Source organism: Streptomyces sp. NPDC021749 (assembly GCF_040640655.1).
Taxonomy (GTDB): Bacteria; Actinomycetota; Actinomycetes; order Streptomycetales; family Streptomycetaceae; genus Streptomyces.
In genome coordinates, this window is record NZ_JBFACE010000029.1 from 1 (window position 1) to 15,354 (window position 15,354).

The window sequence follows — 15,354 nt, forward strand, 5'->3', positions numbered from 1 at the left end:
CGGGGTGTGGGACTGCTTCGCTTTACGTCCCACACCCCGGCCCCTCCGGCCCGTCCCCTCCCGTTGGGGGTGGGAATGCGGTGGGTGGGGGTGGAGGTTGGGGTCTGCAAGGGGGCCAGCGGTCCCGTAGGGGAGGGTCGAACAGATCCCGTAGGGGATGCGCGCGCCCCTTGCAGGGCCTCAACTCGGCGGGCCGGGGTGTATTCCCCCTACTCGCGACGCGCGGTGTTTCCAGGGCGACGCACGCCCCCCACTCACCTCAGTACCCCCCACTCACGGGAGGGGCTGGACCGGAGGACGAAGTCTGGAGGGCCGGCACCGCACCCGAAAACACCACGCCCGCCACGGCGGGACCCCCGCGGCGGGCCAGACGGGCACGTACGGAGAGGTCCGTACGGGGAGGTCCGTACCGGAGGGGCACGTACGGAGAGGTCCGTACGGGGAGGTCCGTACGGAGGGGCAGGTACGGAGGGGCACGTACGGGGAGGTCCCGGAGAGGCACGCACCGAGAGGCAGGCACCGAGAGGCACGCACGGAGACCGCCCTCAGCCGACGACGTCTCGCACGGGGCCGCCCTCCAGGTGCGTGATGACGTTCTGGACGGCCGCCAGGGCGATGCGGACCAGTGTTTCCCGTGTGACGCCCGCGACGTGCGGGGAGAGGACGACGTTCGGGGCCTTGAGGAGCCGCAGTGCCGCGGTGGGCGGTTCGGGGTCGAAGACGTCGAGACCGGCGCCGGCGAGCGCCCCGGCGGACAACGCGTCCGCGAGTGCGTCCTGGTCGATCAGGGCACCCCGCGCCGTGTTGATGACGAAGGCGCTCGGCTTCAGCAGGGCGAGCCGCTCCGCGTCGAGGAGGTGCCGGGTCGCCTCGGTGAGCGGGGCGTGCAGGGTCACGTAGTCGGAGGTGCGGAGCAGCTCGTCCAGGTCCAGGTGGCGGGCGCCGCCGAGCCGGGCCGCGGTCTCCGGGGCGACCGGCCTCGGCCCGGCGTAGACGATGCTCATGTCGAACGCGAGGGCCCGCCGCGCCACCTCCAGGCCGATGTGGCCCAGGCCGACGATGCCGAGGGTCTTCCCGGACAGCTCGGTGATCGACTGCTGCAGACGCGGCAGCGCCCAGTCCGCCTCGGTCAGCGCCGTATGGGCGGGAACCAGCTGCTTGGCGAGCGCGAGCATCAGGGCGAAGGTCTGCTCGGCCACGTTCTGCTTCTCGGCGCCGCTGGAGCCGATGTTGCAGACCGGGACGCCCCGGTCGCGCGCGGCGTCCAGATCGACGTAGTCGAAGCCGTGGCTGGCGCACTGGACCAGCTCCAACTCCGGTGCGGCACCGAGGTGTTCGGCGGTCACGGGAGCGAGGCCGGTGATGATGACCTGCGCCGAGGCCAGCGCTGCGGGGTCCTCGTCGGTGCTCTCGACGACGGTGACCTGGGCCTGGGCGGGAAAGACGCCGGCCAGCGCGGCGCCGGCGGTGCGGCCGCCCACGTGCGGGGAGATGACGGCGAGGACGTTCTTCATGGTGGGCCTCTCGGTATCGGGGGGGCGCGGTGTGCGCCGCGGTGGTCATGCGGAGGTGCGGTGGCGGCGTCGGCGCGGAGCGCTACGCGGACGCCGTGGTGAGGTCGTCCGCGGTCAGCGTGCCGGGGCGGGCGTGCCCGGACAGCGCGAGGGTGAGGTCGAACTCGGCGAGCAGGCAGCGGATGACGTGCTCGACGCCGGCCTGGCCGTCGAGCCCGAGACCGTACGCGTACGGGCGCCCGACCAGCACCGATTCCGCGCCGAGGGCCAGCGCCTTGACGATGTCGTCGCCGGTGCGGATGCCGCTGTCGAAGAGCACGGTGAGCCGGTCGCCGGCCGCCTCGACGACCCGGGGCAGCGCGTCCGCCGCGGCGACCGAGCCGGCCACCTGACGGCCGCCGTGGTTCGAGACGACCACGCCGTCCATGCCGGCCTCGGCCGCCCGCAGCGCGTCGTCCGGGTGCAGGATGCCCTTGAGTACGATCGGGCCGTCCCAGTTCTCCCGCAGGAACGCCAGGTCGGGCCAGGTCTTGGCGGGGTCGGCGAACATTCCCACGAAGTGCCGCACGGCCGCCGTCGGGTCCTCGTGGACCGGCTTGGCGAGCCCGGCCCGGAACGCGGGGTCGGAGAAGTAGTTGGCGGTGCCCACCCCGTGCAGGAACGGCAGGTACGCCTGGTCGAGGTCGCGCGGCCGCCAGGCGAGGAGCGGGGTGTCGAGGGTGACGAACAGCGCCGTGAAACCGGCCGCCTTCGCCCGCGCGAGGAAGCTCCGGGTGACCTCGCGGTCCCTCGCCCAGTACAGCTGGAACCACCGCTCCCCGTCACCCATCGCCTCGGCGACCTGTTCCATGGGGGTGCTGGAGGCGGAGGAGAGGATGTACGGGACGCCCTGCGCCGCGGCGGCCCGGGCGGCGGCGGGTTCGGCGTCCGGATGCAGGATCGACAGCACCCCGACCGGTGCGAGCGCCATCGGTGCCGGCAGCCGGCGGCCCAACACCTCGACGGACAGGTCGCGTTCGTGCACATCGCGGAGCATCCGCGGGACGATCCGCAAGCGGTCCAGGGCGGCCCGGTTGGCGGCCGCGGTGCTGCCGTTGCCCGCACTGCCCGCCACATAGCCGACCGGGCCGGGGCCCAGCCTCTGCCCGGTGAGCTCCTCCAGCCGGTTCAGCTCGGTCGGCAGCCGGGGTACCGCGCCCGACATGCCGTTCAGATAGATCTCGTACTGGAAGTCCGCCCAGTGCTTCGCCATCCGGCCGTCCCGCCTCTCGTGCGCTGCTCGCGTCTCCTGGGGGCCCACGGGTCCGGGTGCGACCGCGTCCGTCGCGACCGGGAGTCCGTCGGGCCGTCCCCGCGATCCTGGCGACCGTGACAAGATCCGTCCACGGTGGTGCGCACCTTCTTCCGCTGCGACTATCACCCTGTGATGAACGACCGTGAGCGGATCCGGCAGGAGCTGACCGCCACTCCCCGGGTCGTCGACGCCATCGTCGATGCGGTGCACGCGCAGGTCCCCGCCTATGCGGCACTCGACGACCGCCGGCTTCCGGAGGTGCGGGCCATCGCCGCCTGGGCGCTGGACCGGCTGCTGCGCCTGTGGGCGACGGACGGCGTGATGGCGCCGGCCGATCTGCGCCGGTTCCGCGGCATCGCGGCGGCCCGGGCTGCCGACGGCCGCCCCGTGCAGGCCGTGCTGCGGGCCTACCGGGTCGCGGCCACGGTCATCGCGGACGAGATCGCGGTCTGCACGCCCCGGCCCACCGCCGAGGACGCCTTCGCCCTCACCCGGATGCTGCTGACCGCGCTGGACACCCTGGCCGAGGAGATGGCGGGGACCTACGCCGCCGCGAACGAGGACCTCGCGGGGGACCGCGGCCGGGCGCTGCGGTTGCTCCTCGACGACCTGATCGCCGGGCGGCACGCCTCGGTCGGTGCACTGACCGGCCGCGCCGCCCGCCTGGGGGTGCAACTCCCGGATCCCTACTGCCTGTTGGTGGCCGAGCCGGCAGGGGCGACCGGACCGGTCCAGCCGGCGCAGGGCGCCGATCCGCTGCCGTCGGCCGGCGCGGACACCCGGCCCGCCGGCTCCGCGGAACCGGCGGACGCGTTGCTCGCGGCGCTGACCGGCCAGGGGGAAGAGGGGACGTCCGAGGTCACCGCGCTGGCGACGGTCCGGGGTTCCCGCCTCGTCCTGCTGCTCCCGGCCGGTGCCGAAGGGGCCGCGCCCGCGGCGCTGCGGGAGCGGGCCCTGCGCGGCTGCGCGATCTCCGGGGAGAGCCTGGAGCGGATCGCCGTGGCCCACCGCCTCGCGGCCGACGCCCTGGACACCGCTCCCGCGCACGCCCACCACCCCGCACGCCTCCTCACCGACGGGGACGCGCAGGTCCTCGCGCTCCTCGCCGGCCGCCCCGCCACCACCCCCGACCAGATCGCCCGGTTGCTGCTCGGTCCGCTCGGGCACCCCGGCCCGCGGCATCTCCTGGACGCGCTGACCGCCTATCTCGACACCGGCTCCGCGAACGCCGCCGCCCGCCGGCTGGGCCTGCACCCGCAGTCACTGCGCTACCGCCTGCGCCGCATCGGCGACCTCACCGGACGCGACCCGCGCGACCCCTGGCAGCGGCTCACCCTGGACATCGCACGGACCATCGCCCCCTGACCGCCCGTCGGCACACCGCACTTTCGACAGGAAGGCGACTTCGCCGGAATAAGGTGCCGGGCGCAGCGAAAGTGGCCCGGAAAACGCGTCCTGCGCTAATCGGGCATTTACCGGCAATGGCGTGCCATATGTGCGCCGCCGGCGAAAGGGCGCGAGTTGCCGTCTCGTTGTACATAACAGCAAGCCTGATGTTCACTCAGCGTGATCGGGTAACTCCGGTGTGGACTAGGCAGGTTGAAGTCGGAGGGGCTCGATAAAGGTCGGGTGTTCACTCGGAGTGGCCGGCCTCCTTCCTCTCTTCGGAGCCTCAACTCACCGTCCGCTTTCGTATCGTTATTGCTTCGATTCTTGACGATCGGGCAGGTCGTGGCGTTCACTTCAGCCGTTCTGGGCCGGGTCAGGCGGCCCCATGGGAGGTACCGAAAAAATGAATGCAATAATGCGGCGTGCGCTCACCGGCGCAATGGCGCTTTCGCTGGCTGCGCCTTTGGCGGCCTGCGGCCAAGATCAACAGGACGCGGGTGCCGGCAAGGACTCCATCGGTCTGCTCCTCCCGGAGAACAAAGCGGACCGCTATGAGAAGTTCGACCGCCGCATCATTACCTCGCGGGTAGCCTCCCTCTGCCTCGAATGCAAAGTGGATTACGGCAACGCCGAGCAGCAAGTCGGCACCCAGAAAAGGCAGTTCGACGCCCTGGTGAAGAAGGGTGTCAAGGTCATCATCCTCGACCCGGTCGACTCCCAGGCGGCCAAGAGCTGGGTCGACGCGGCCGCCAAGAAGGGCGTCAAGGTCATCGCCTACGACCGGCTCGCCGAGGGCGACGTCGCAGCGTACGTCTCCTACGACAACGAGAAGATCGGCCGGCTCCAGGGGCAGGGCCTTCTCGACGCCCTCGGATCGCAGGCGGCCAGCTCCGACGTCGTCATGATGAACGGTTCGCCGACCGACCCGAATGCGCCGGCCTACAAGAAGGGCGCGCATGACGTCCTCGACGGCAAGGTCCACAAGATCGTTTACGAGAAGGACATCCCCGACTGGTCCGCGCTGACCGCGAAGAAGAAGATGTCCGACGTCATCGAGGCGCGCGGTGCGCAGGGATTCGACGCGGTCTACTCCGCCAACGACGGTATGGCCGGCGGTATCGCCGAGGCACTGAAGTCGGCGGGCCTCAAGAACATTCCGCTCGGCGGCCAGGACGCCGAACTCCCCGCCCTCCAGCGGGTGGTCGCCGGCACCCAGTCCTTCACCATTTACAAAGAAGTCCGGCCGGAAGCCGAAACGGCCGCAGAAATCGCGTTCAAGCTGCTGCGCGGCAAGAAGATCAGCTCGCTGACCTCCACCGTCGTGACCAGCAGCAGCAAGGCGGGCATTCCGGCCCGACTGTTCAAGGCGCAGCTCGTCGACCGGAAGAACCTGAAGAACAGCGTCGTCCGTGACGGCGTGGTCCGTGTCGATCTGCTCTGCGCCGATCTCGCCTCGGCCTGCAAGTCGCTCGGCCTGGAGTGACCCCGTCGGACGCCCGATGACCCACGACGGCCACGCCCCCCGCCGCAGGCAGGGGCGTGGCCGTTCGGCGCATCCGTCAGGACGGTGTCGCGGTGTCCCCCGCCGGTTCCCCCGGCGGCCGCCCCGCCGCCCGCCCCGGCCACGCGTACGCGGCCCGCGCGGTGAACTCCCGCTGCCCGCCCCGGAACAGCAGCCCGGCGCCCGCGAACCCCGGGTCGTCGGCCGTGCCGCCCGGATACGGGACCGCGATGCACCGCATCCCGGCCCGGGCGGCCGCGAGCGCACCGGGCGCCGCGTCCTCCAGCACCACGCAGTCCGCGGGCGCGACCCCCAGCCGGCGCGCCGCCTCCAGAAAGAGATCGGGTTCCAGCTTGCCGCGCGCCACCTCCTCCGCCGGCACCACCGTCGGCAGCAGCCCGTCGAGCCCGGTCCCCGCCAGCACCGCCTCGATGGCGGCCCGCGAGGAACCGGACGCCACCGCCATCGGATGCCCGGCCGCCGACAGCCGCCGGACGAAGCGGCGCATCTCCGGGAAGACCTCGGTGTGAGCCCGCGCCAACTCCAGATAGAGCCGGTTCTCGCCCGCGAGCAGCTCGTCCAAGGGCGCGTCGATCCCGAACTCCGCGCTGAGGATCTCCAGCGTCTCCCGTGTCCCGATGCCGAGGAAACGGGCGTGCTGCTCCCCGCTGAAGTCCGGCACGCCGTAGCCGGCCAGCAGCCGGCGCCCCGCCTCGTAGGAGTTCGGCTCGCTGTCCACCAGAGTGCCGTCGAGATCGAAGATCACCGGGGTGGGCGGCCCGGGCGTGACCCGGGAGGCGGGGGAGGCGCTCATGCCCTCCGGCATGCCCCCACGCGCCCGCCGGACGGCCGGCCGCCGGGCCGGCCCGGCTCACCGCGGCCGCGTGGTGCCGCCCACGTCCTCGACCAACGGCAGCATCCGGTGCGGCACCCGCTCGCGCAGCGCCATCTCCGTCCGCGTACGGACCACCCCCGGCAGGCTGATCAGTCGCTGGATCACGTCCTCCAGATGCGCCGCGTCCCGGGCCACCACCCGGGTCAGCAGATCGCCGCCGCCGGTCGTCGAGAACGCCTCGATGATCTGCGGCACCTCCGCGAGCGCGTCGGCCACCTCCTCCAGGTGGCCCTGGGTGACCTCGATGTGCACGAAGGCGAGCAGCGGATGGCCGAGCGCGGCGGGCGACAGCCGCGGCCCGTACGCCGTGATCACGCCGTCCCGCTCCAGCCGGTCCAGCCGCGCCTGCACGGTGCCCCGGGCCACGCCGAGCAGCCGGGCGTACTCCCGCACGCTGGTGCGCGGCTGCTCCAGCAGCAGCCGAAGGATCTTGGCGTCCAGGGCGTCCACGGGCACGGTCCACGGCCTCCTCACGGTCGGCGGGCCCTGCCGGTGAATGTACCAATGGCCCAGCCTCCCGGCCGCCGCCGGCACCGGCTGCCGGTCCGCCACCCCTCCGCCGCCGGCGCCCCGGCCGGCGCGAACCTGGCACCTGCGGTCCGGCGGGGCTCGGCCGTGGGACCGCCGCCGAACCGGAATGAGTGCCATCGACTGGGCCAATGGCGCAGCGTTTCCGGTCTGTGGGGGACGAACGGCCCATCGGTCAGCGGACCTCGGGCAGGTCGGGGGAGCTGGTCGCGGGGCCGGGTGGAGAGCCGGCCGAGCCGGCCTCGATCGCCGGTGAGCTGCCGTCAGGGGAGCCGCAGGCCGTTGGCTACCGCTCAACCAACCGCATGAGCCACGGCGGTCCATACGCCGAAGGCCGCCGCGGCGGCCAACCAGATCTCCGACAGCCAGGAAACTGCGAGCCTTCTGTGTACCGCGGAGTCTGGGGCGGAAGTGGTCTTCTTCGGCATGTGCCGGCGGATCGTTTCGGCCGCCCGGTCCGAGCTGCCCACGAAATGATCTATGAGTGAGCCGCTGTAGGCGGCTACGTAAATTTCCTCACCGCCTGCCGTTTTCAGCCTCAGATTCCCTCCAGTGTCGACGAGGACCTGGGCTACGGCAGCGCATGCCACCCTGTATTCAAAGATCGCATTGACGATGCGTAACTCGCCTTGCGAGATGAGGATGCGGCGCCGCGAAATTCTCTGTATCAAGAATATGCTGGCAAAGCAGGCGGTGAGGCCTACTTGGGCTTTATTCGGCCCGGCAAAGCCCATTTTATTGACCGCGAGAGCCCCCAGGGCGAGGAGGAGCGTGGCGAAGAACCACTGCAGGATGCGCTGGGACTTCCTTCGGAGCTTCACCGTGGCCGTCTGCCGCTTCATTGCTCGTCTCCCTTCCTGTTCCGTGCGCCCCCGCGTAAGGGGTGGCCCGGTCGTGTGCCCGGCCCAGCCCGCCGGACCGGCGCGTCTTCGGCATCCCTGACCAGACCGCGTTCGGGAGAGTCCCCGACCCTCGCGCCGCCGGCTTCCGCGGAAGCCGGCGGCCGACGGGCTGGTGCGGAATTGCACGTCTTTTTCGTCAAGCTTTCGGTCGGGTGCCACGGGGTGTGGCTTCGGATTTCCCTGTCCGGCGTCCTCCCCCGAGCTCGCGTAGTCCCCGTACCGGTTTTCTGTGGCGGTGCTGTTGCCGTCGCCGAGGCCGGTTTCGCGGTCGTGGATCTGCCGGCCGTCGGGTCAGAAGCGGGTCGCCTCGAAAGAGTACGAAGGCTCCTAAGGAGGATCGTAGCCGTGCGCGGCTGAATGCGTCAGTCCCGTGTTTTCCGGCTGCCCTCGACGACTCCGTGCGTGCCGGGACGGGCGGCGGGTTGCGCGGTGCGGGCGGCGCCGGAGGGGATGGTCAAAGCATGGGTGGGGAAGTGGCGGCCGCGGTAGTCAGGGCGGATGGGGGAGGAAGCGAGCGGCCGGAATTTCGAGGGTTCACGGGGTGAGTGGGCCATTGGCCCGTCGGTGGTAACCGCGGACCGTCCGCGGGTGGGCCAATGGTCCAGTGCTTTCGGCCGCTGTTGAGCCATCGGCCGAACAGGTGCTGAGATGTGTGCGTCGATGGCGCTGCGGGATCCCCGCGGCGCCTTTCTCATGTCGTGGTGCACCTGTGTGCGGAAGGGGCGGGCAACTTGCTGAAGAGGGCATTCGTGGCACCGGATCCGGGGCGGATGCGACTGCGGTTCGCGGCTCGGGCCGTGGTCGGCGTCGGACTCGCCGTGGCGTTGTGCGGGGTGGCCGGGCATGCGCTGGTCGCCGCGATCACGGGTGGTCTGGCCGCGCTGCTCGCCCTGTTCACGGTGACCGATCCGACCGTGCGCGAGCAGGCCGTGACGACCGCCTTGCTGCCGGTCGTCGGCCTTCCGGTTCTTGCCCTCGCGGCCCTGCTGCACGATGTGCCCCTCGCGCGTGACCTGGCGTTCCTGGCTGTCGTCGGGGCGGGGGTGTACGCGCGGCGGTGGGGGCCGCGCGGGCACGCGCTGGGCGTGTTCGCGTTCATGACCTTTTTCGCGGCGCAGTTCCTGCACACCGTTCCCGGTCAGCTCCCCGAGCTGTACGCGGCCGTGCTGCTCTCGCTCGTGGCGTCGTCGGTGGTGCGGTTCGGGGTGTGGTGCTACGAGCGGCGGCTGCCGGCGCCCGCCGCCGCGGTCGCCGCGAACGGGGGGACGGGCCTCGCGCGGATCACGACGCGGCAGGCCGTGCAGGCGACCGTGGGAGCCGCCTTCGCCCTCGCCGCCGGGCAGGTGCTGTCCGACCAGCGGTGGTACTGGGCCGTGGGCGCCACATGGTGGGTGTTCGTGAACACCACCTCGCGGGGCGAGACGCTCGTCCGTGGGTTCCGGCGGTTCCTGGGAACGGTGCTCGGGGTGGTGCTGGGCTTCGCCGTCGCCGTGCCCCTGCACGATGAGCCGGTCGCGGCCGCCGTGATCGTCGCGGCCAGCGTCTTCGGGATCTTCTACACCGCCGCCGTCTCCTACACCTGGATGATGCTCGCCGTCACCGTGATGGCGAGCACGCTCTACGGGCTGCTCGGTGTGCTCGACCCGGCGCTGCTCGGCCTGCGAGTGGCCGAGACGGCCGTCGGCGCCCTCGGTGCCGTGCTCGCGGTGCTCCTCGTCCTGCCCGTGACCACGCACTCCGTCACCGACGAGCGGGTCGAACAGGCCGTGAGGTGTGTGCACGCGTGTACCGCGGAGGCCGCCGCCCGGCTCGCGGGAGACGCGGCCGCCGATCCGGCGCCGCTGGTCGCCGAGCTGGAGGCGATCCTCGGTCGCGTCCGGCTCTCGCTCGTCCCGCTGGTGCATCCGCTCAGCCCCCTGCGCGCCCGCAAGGGCCGGGCCCGGCAGGTGCTCGCGCTGCTCGACGACTGCGCGCGTGAAGTGCGCGGACTGGCGTCCGTCGCCGCCGACCCGGTGGCCTCGCACGACGCGCGGCTGGTCGCGGCCTGCTGGCGTGTGGAAGCCGCCGTCGAGGCCCTCACCGATGCCCCTCTTGACGGGCGCGGCCGCCAGGTCGATGCCGGGGAGGTGGTGCCGTCTGCCGAGGGCGGGCCCGTGCTGGCCCACCTGGCCCATCTGCACGCCCTGGAGCAGGCCCTGCTCGCCCTCGCCGTGCCCCTCGGACGCGCCGACCGGATCCCGATGGGCGCCTGAACTCCCTCCGACTCCCCTCCGACTCCCTTCCGCTCGGCGACGCCGGTGATCGACCACGTGGCGTCGGCGGCCTGTGCCGGCGGCGTCCACCGGTGGCGTCTCTCCCGGTCTACCGCGGGGCACTGGCGTGTCCGCCGTGCCCCGCGGTAAGGGATACGTACGCCGGGTGCGTGGTGCGTCCCGGCGTACCACGGGCCGGTGGACGAAGGGTGGAGCGGTGACGGACGGGGCGGCGGCGGACGCAGTGGGTGCGGAGCCGGAGGAGGCGGCGCCGGGGCGGCGGGCGTACATCGGGTCGTTCACCACAAATGGGGGGCGCGGGATCATCACCGCGGCGGTCGACCCGGAGTCGGGGGCGCTCACCGCGCTGCACTCCACCGACGCCGTCCCGAACCCCTCCTATCTGGTGCCGGATCCCGGCGGCCGGCGGCTGTACGCGGTCAGCGAGACCGCCGACGGGGCTGCGGCCGCCTTCCTCCTCACGCCCGGCGGGCGGCCCGAACCGCTCGGCCCGGCCGTCCCCGTCGGGGGCGCCGATCCGACCCATCTCACCCTGGTGGAGGGCCGGCTGGTCACCGCCAACTACAGCTCCGGCAGCGTCAGTACGCTCCCGGTCGGCGCGGACGGTTCGCTCGGTGGAACCGCCGGAGTGCTCGCCCATCAGGGCAGCGGGCCGCAGGCCGACCGCCAGGAGGGGCCGCACGCCCATGCCGTCGCCCCCGCGCCGGACGGGCGGTGGCTGCTCAGCGTCGATCTGGGCACCGACTCCGTGCGCATCTGCGCGTTCGCCGATCCGTCCGCCGAGGCGCCGGACGTGCACGACGAGGTGCGGCTCCGGCCCGGCAGCGGCCCGCGCCATCTCGCCTTCCACCCGCACGGCCACCACGCCTACGTCATCCACGAACTCGACCCCGCGGTGACGGTCTGCCGGTGGGACGGGGAACGGGGGGCCCTGACGCCGCTGGGGGAGTGCCGACTGCTGCCGGAAGGGGCGGAGGCGGCCGGAACGTTCCCCTCCGGTCTGGTCGTCTCTCCGGACGGACGGTTCGCCTGGGCCGCCAACCGGGGCCACGACAGCCTCTCCGTACTCGCCCTCGACCCCTCGGGCGCCGCGGCCACCCTCGTCACCACCGTGCCCTGCGGCGGCCACTGGCCGCGCGCCCTGGCGCTGCACCCGGACGGCCGGCACCTCTACGTGGCCAACGAGCGCTCCGGCGACGTCACCTGGTTCACCGTCGACCCGGAGAGCGGGGTCCCGGCGCGGGGCGGCGCGATGAAGGCGCCGGCGGCCTCCTGCATCGTGTTCGTCTGAGGGCGGCCGAGGGAGCGGTCCTTCACCCCTGCGGGAAACGGCCGCCGAAGTACACCTGGGCCTCCGCGATCCGGCAGTCCCGCACCGTCTGCACCTCGACGTTGCGGTGCCGTTCACCGGTCGTCAGCTCGTACTCGTAGCGGACGTAGACCTGTTCGGCGTCGATCTCCACGGCATCCAGGATCTCCTGGTGGCGCAGCCGGTCCGCGGTCGGGAAGCAGACCTCCAGGAAGGTGGCCCGGTCGATGTGGTCGTCCTGGGGGCTGGTGAAGACGAAGTCGTCGGCGAGCAGCCGCTCGATGGCGTCGCGGTCCTGAGCCAGGTAGGCGGCGAAACCGGCTCGGACGATGTCGAGGTTCGACATGGGCTTCCTTCGCGTACGGGTGAGCGCCCGTGAGGGGCCGTGCGGGGTCCTCTGGCGAGCGTACGGCGCGCCGGGGTCCCGGGCCGCACCCGCCACGCTCCCAGGCCGTCTCGCGGGCATCTGCGCCGCTCACGGCCGGAACCGGACCGCGGCCCTCCGCCCGGGGGCGTGCCGTCCATCCGAAAAGGGGGAAGGAGAAAAGGGCGAAGGGCCGTCCCCGCACGATGCGTGCGGGGACGGCCCCTGGCCGGTAGCGGCTACCGGCGTTGCGTTCTGTGCATCCGCTCTCCTAGCGGACCGGAACCCCCGGCGTCTGCGTCGGGAGGGTGATGCCCATCGCCGCCGCGTAGTTGGAGAGCACCAGCCGGCCCACCGCGCCGTACGCGCCCAGCGGCTCGGCGGACGCGCAGCCCGCCTCCGCTGCGGCCGCCCCCACCAGGCCGTCGGCGATCTCCGGGCCGATCAGGTACGGAGCCAGCGCCAGCTGCTGCGAACCGGACTCGCGCAGCTGCTCGGCCGTGCGGGAGATGGCGCCCTCCTCGTCCAGCGCGGCGGCCAGCACCGGCACCGCGAGCCGTGCGGACAGCAGCATGCCGGTGATCCCGGCGGCCTGCACGGCCTCCTCGCCGCCGACGGTGGCGAGGATGATGCCGTCCGCGGCCGTCGCGACCGTGAACAGCCGGGCCCGGTCGGCGCGCGCCAGACCGGCCTCGGAGAGCCGGACGTGCAGCGCCTCGGCGAGCAGCGGGTGCGGGCCGAGGACGTCGGTCAGCTCGGCGCCCGAGCCGCTGTTCATCATGGCCTGGCGTATCCGGCGCAGCAGCGCGCTGTCCGGGCCGGCCAGCAGCGGCACGACCACCGCGACGGGGCCGGGGTCTTCCTGGCCTTCGGCGCTCTCCCGGGCCTTGCGCTCGGCGGCGGCCTGCGCCAGCACCGCTTCGAGCGACGGGAACTCCTCGTCACCGCCGTCGACGTACCCGATCCGGGCGTCCAGACCGGGGAGTTCGGAGCGGGCGATGCTGGAGACCTCCTCCGCCAGGCTGCGCGCGGCGGTGGACGGGGTGCCGGGCACGGCCAGCACCAGGGCGGGTGCGCCCTCGGGTGCGGCGAGCGGCTCCGGCCTGCGGTGGCGGCCGGACTGCCGCGCGCGCGGCATGCGTACGGGCAGGCCGGGTGCGGCTCCCGGGCTCGGGGGTGCGGCGTCAATATCGGGCGAGCCAGGTGCGGGCCCAGTGGGGGAACTCATGGCGCCGCATGCTAACGCCTTGGGCCCACCCCCCGCGGAGGGAGGGTTCGGTGCCGAGGTATCCGTCCCGATTTATCCCGCGCGTCATGGTCGTGCTACCCCGGCGCAGGCCGTGTGATCTGCAACAACTTCCCATCGGCGGGGAGTTTCAGCCGGTCGCCGGCGAGCGCCGCGGCGAGGGTCAGCGCCCCGTCGAGCGGGGTCCCGGCGGCGGGCGTCAGCGGGGCGTCCGGCAGACGTTCGGCGAGCGCGGTCCGCAGCGGGGCCAGCAGCGGTTCGCCGAGGCCGAACAGCCCGCCGGTACAGGCCACCGCGCGACCGGTGCCGGGCGGACAGACCGCGGCCGCGGCATCGGCGATATGGCCCGCGGCGGCGGCCAGGACGCCCCGCGCCACCGGGTCGTCCGCCGCGGCGCACCGGCCGACCTCGGGCGCGAACGAGGCGAGGACGGCGGGCCGGTCGGGGCGCGGGTAGAGCGCCGAGGGCAGCCCGGCGACCGGGCCGAACACCGCCTCGGCGCGCGCCAGGAGGGCGGCCGAACCCCCGGGCCGGCCGTCGTACGCGCGCAGGGCGGCCTCCAGGCCGGCCCGGCCGATCCACGCGCCGCTGCCGCAGTCGCCCAGCAGATGGCCCCAGCCGTCCGCGCGGCGCCAGCCCGCCGCACCGGTCAGGTCGGTGCCGAGCGCGATCACGCCGGTGCCCGCGGCGACCACGGCACCGGGCCGCTGCCCGAGCGCCCCGGCGTACGCGGTCACGGCGTCGGCCGCGAGGACGAGCCCGCGCACCCCGTAGGCGGTGGCCAGCGCGCCGGGCAGTCGGGCGCGCAGCGCGTCGCCCATGGAGGCCATCCCGGCGGCGCCGACACACACGGCCGGGAAACCCCGAGCCCCCACCTCCCGCCCCAACTCCCCGGCCAGCGGGAGGAGTCGGGAGAGCAGATGGTCCGCGTCGATCCCGGCCGGGCCGGTGCGCACCGGTTCGCGGGAGGTGCGGACGGCCAGCGGCCGCGCCGCGGCGTCGTCCGCGCGGGCCACCGCGATCCGCAGCCCCGACCCGCCCGAGTCGACGCCGAGGACATGGCCGCCGGAGGTGTCAGCCAAGGCCCCGGGCGTCCTGCTTGAGGGCGGTGTCGACGGTCAGGGCCGTGGCGACGACCAGGCTGAGCAGCGGATCGGGCAGCTGCTGGTGGATCTGCAGGACGTAGTTGTCGGCGGTCGTGAACATCGTCTTGGCGAGGCCCTCCCAGGTCTTGGTGATCCGGGCGACCTCGGTGTCGGTGTGGTCCACGATGGCGAAGTTCCAGGCCCGCCAGTTCTCGGCCTTGATGGCGCCGATCTGCTGGCCGTTCACCATCATCCCGAAGTTGATTTTCCCGATGGCGTTCTGCTGGGCGATCTCGCCGACCGGCGAGCCGTCCGGACGCTCCACGATGACCCGGGACTTGATGAGCTTCGCGGGCCGGGTCAGCACCAGCTGCGGCTGTCCGTAGGCGTCCCGGATCTCCAGCTTGTGGGTCATGTACTGGTCCAGGCTGGAGACCACCCGCAGCACCTTCTTGGCCGTGCTCTGGCCGACCTGGACGACCGTGCCCAGGGTGTTGCCGTGCTGGTCGAAGACGCCGTACTCGTTGGTGACCTCGATGAGCTTGGCCTTCTGGTTGACCACCAGCACCGGCTCGGTGAACAGCGTTCCGCCGCCCTGGCCCGTCGGCGCCACCCCCGCCTGCTGCTGCACCTGGTGCGGTACACCGGCGCCGGCGTACGGGCCGGGCTGCTGGCCGGGCACCGGCTGCTGGCCGTACGGCTGCTGCATCGGCTGGCCGGGACCGGGCTGGCCGTACGGGGCGCCGCCCTGCGGCTGGCCGGGGTACGGAGCCTGGGCCGGGGCGGGTTGCTGCGGCGGGGCCTGCTGCGGGGCCGTCTGCTGCGGCGCGGGCTGCTGGGCGGCCGGCTGCTGCTGGGCCGGGGCGTACTGCTGCTGCGGCTGCTGGGGGCCGGGCTGCGCGGTCCGGTCCGGGGCTGCCGGTTGTTGTCCCGGGTGGGTGTGTGCCGTCCACTGGGACCCGTCCCACCAGCGGAGTTGGTGGGGGGTGCCCTGCGGGTCGGCGTACCAACCCGCAGGGATGTTCGCATTCGTCATGCCAGGCACACTATCGCC

General features: G+C 73.0%; 13 protein-coding genes. 4 read left to right on the forward strand and 9 right to left on the reverse strand.

Going from position 1 to position 15,354, the window contains the following annotated elements; genetic code table 11:
* Positions 1–545: 545 nt before the first annotated feature.
* Together AB0G35_RS25410 and AB0G35_RS25415 are read right to left on the reverse strand one after the other, a co-directional pair.
* Complete coding sequence (locus tag AB0G35_RS25410; protein WP_360953819.1) at positions 546–1,514, reverse strand: NAD(P)-dependent oxidoreductase; 969 nt, start codon at positions 1,512–1,514, stop codon at positions 546–548.
* Between the two features lie 82 nt (positions 1,515–1,596).
* Entirely contained in the window at positions 1,597–2,766 is a 1,170-nt protein-coding gene (locus AB0G35_RS25415) for a lactate 2-monooxygenase (RefSeq protein ID WP_360953822.1), read from the reverse strand.
* A 174-nt stretch (positions 2,767–2,940) separates the two neighbouring features.
* On the opposite strand from AB0G35_RS25415, the gene AB0G35_RS25420 reads away from it, so the two are divergent.
* Both AB0G35_RS25420 and AB0G35_RS25425 read left to right on the forward strand, forming a co-directional pair.
* Positions 2,941–4,173: a helix-turn-helix domain-containing protein gene (locus tag AB0G35_RS25420; protein WP_360953825.1), complete on the forward strand. Its 1,233-nt coding sequence runs from the start codon at positions 2,941–2,943 to the stop codon at positions 4,171–4,173.
* 427 nt (positions 4,174–4,600) lie between these two features.
* Positions 4,601–5,680 carry a substrate-binding domain-containing protein gene (locus AB0G35_RS25425; protein ID WP_360953828.1) on the forward strand — a complete coding sequence of 360 codons (1,080 nt, stop codon included), beginning with the start codon at positions 4,601–4,603 and terminating at the stop codon, positions 5,678–5,680.
* A 76-nt stretch (positions 5,681–5,756) separates the two neighbouring features.
* Here AB0G35_RS25425 and AB0G35_RS25430 read toward each other — a convergent pair whose 3' ends face one another.
* The 3 genes from AB0G35_RS25430 to AB0G35_RS25440 form a co-directional block, all read right to left on the reverse strand.
* Positions 5,757–6,512: an HAD family phosphatase gene (locus AB0G35_RS25430; protein WP_360953831.1), complete on the reverse strand. Its 756-nt coding sequence runs from the start codon at positions 6,510–6,512 to the stop codon at positions 5,757–5,759.
* A 57-nt stretch (positions 6,513–6,569) separates the two neighbouring features.
* On the reverse strand, positions 6,570–7,049 hold the full coding sequence (locus tag AB0G35_RS25435; RefSeq protein WP_360953834.1) for an Lrp/AsnC family transcriptional regulator: 480 nt from the start codon (positions 7,047–7,049) through the stop codon (positions 6,570–6,572).
* Positions 7,050–7,414: 365 nt separating this feature from the next.
* Positions 7,415–7,963, reverse strand: coding sequence for a hypothetical protein (locus AB0G35_RS25440; protein ID WP_360953837.1), 549 nt, complete (start codon positions 7,961–7,963; stop codon positions 7,415–7,417).
* A 791-nt stretch (positions 7,964–8,754) separates the two neighbouring features.
* On the opposite strand from AB0G35_RS25440, the gene AB0G35_RS25445 reads away from it, so the two are divergent.
* The gene (locus AB0G35_RS25445; RefSeq protein WP_360953840.1) at positions 8,755–10,275 is read left to right on the forward strand and encodes an FUSC family protein; all 1,521 of its coding nucleotides are present in this window, start codon (positions 8,755–8,757) and stop codon (positions 10,273–10,275) included.
* A 217-nt stretch (positions 10,276–10,492) separates the two neighbouring features.
* The gene (locus AB0G35_RS25450; protein ID WP_360953843.1) at positions 10,493–11,587 is read left to right on the forward strand and encodes a lactonase family protein; all 1,095 of its coding nucleotides are present in this window, start codon (positions 10,493–10,495) and stop codon (positions 11,585–11,587) included.
* 22 nt (positions 11,588–11,609) lie between these two features.
* On the opposite strand, the gene AB0G35_RS25455 is transcribed toward AB0G35_RS25450, so the two are convergent.
* From AB0G35_RS25455 to AB0G35_RS25470, 4 genes are all read right to left on the reverse strand, one after another.
* Complete coding sequence (locus AB0G35_RS25455) at positions 11,610–11,951, reverse strand: nuclear transport factor 2 family protein (protein ID WP_360953846.1); 342 nt, start codon at positions 11,949–11,951, stop codon at positions 11,610–11,612.
* 289 nt (positions 11,952–12,240) lie between these two features.
* Positions 12,241–13,107, reverse strand: coding sequence for a hypothetical protein (locus AB0G35_RS25460; protein WP_360954091.1), 867 nt, complete (start codon positions 13,105–13,107; stop codon positions 12,241–12,243).
* A 185-nt stretch (positions 13,108–13,292) separates the two neighbouring features.
* Complete coding sequence (locus tag AB0G35_RS25465) at positions 13,293–14,297, reverse strand: BadF/BadG/BcrA/BcrD ATPase family protein (RefSeq protein WP_360953849.1); 1,005 nt, start codon at positions 14,295–14,297, stop codon at positions 13,293–13,295.
* Positions 14,290–15,336, reverse strand: a complete 1,047-nt coding sequence (locus tag AB0G35_RS25470) for a phospholipid scramblase-related protein (RefSeq protein ID WP_360953852.1) — start codon at positions 15,334–15,336, stop codon at positions 14,290–14,292. Before AB0G35_RS25470 ends, AB0G35_RS25465 begins: the two co-directional genes overlap by 8 nt.
* Positions 15,337–15,354: the final 18 nt, after the last annotated feature.

Excerpts from the sequence above, each read along its gene's own strand:
- AB0G35_RS25410 (WP_360953819.1), bottom strand. The coding sequence starts at position 1,514 with ATGAAGAACGTCCTCGCCGTCATCTCCCCGCACGTGGGCGGCCGCACC.
- AB0G35_RS25415 (WP_360953822.1), bottom strand. The coding sequence starts at position 2,766 with ATGGCGAAGCACTGGGCGGACTTCCAGTACGAGATCTATCTGAACGGC.
- AB0G35_RS25420 (WP_360953825.1), top strand. The coding sequence starts at position 2,941 with ATGAACGACCGTGAGCGGATCCGGCAGGAGCTGACCGCCACTCCCCGG.
- AB0G35_RS25425 (WP_360953828.1), top strand. The coding sequence starts at position 4,601 with ATGAATGCAATAATGCGGCGTGCGCTCACCGGCGCAATGGCGCTTTCG.
- AB0G35_RS25430 (WP_360953831.1), bottom strand. The coding sequence starts at position 6,512 with ATGAGCGCCTCCCCCGCCTCCCGGGTCACGCCCGGGCCGCCCACCCCG.
- AB0G35_RS25440 (WP_360953837.1), bottom strand. The coding sequence starts at position 7,963 with ATGAAGCGGCAGACGGCCACGGTGAAGCTCCGAAGGAAGTCCCAGCGC.
- AB0G35_RS25455 (WP_360953846.1), bottom strand. The coding sequence starts at position 11,951 with ATGTCGAACCTCGACATCGTCCGAGCCGGTTTCGCCGCCTACCTGGCT.
- AB0G35_RS25460 (WP_360954091.1), bottom strand. The coding sequence starts at position 13,107 with ATGCCGCGCGCGCGGCAGTCCGGCCGCCACCGCAGGCCGGAGCCGCTC.
- AB0G35_RS25470 (WP_360953852.1), bottom strand. The coding sequence starts at position 15,336 with ATGACGAATGCGAACATCCCTGCGGGTTGGTACGCCGACCCGCAGGGC.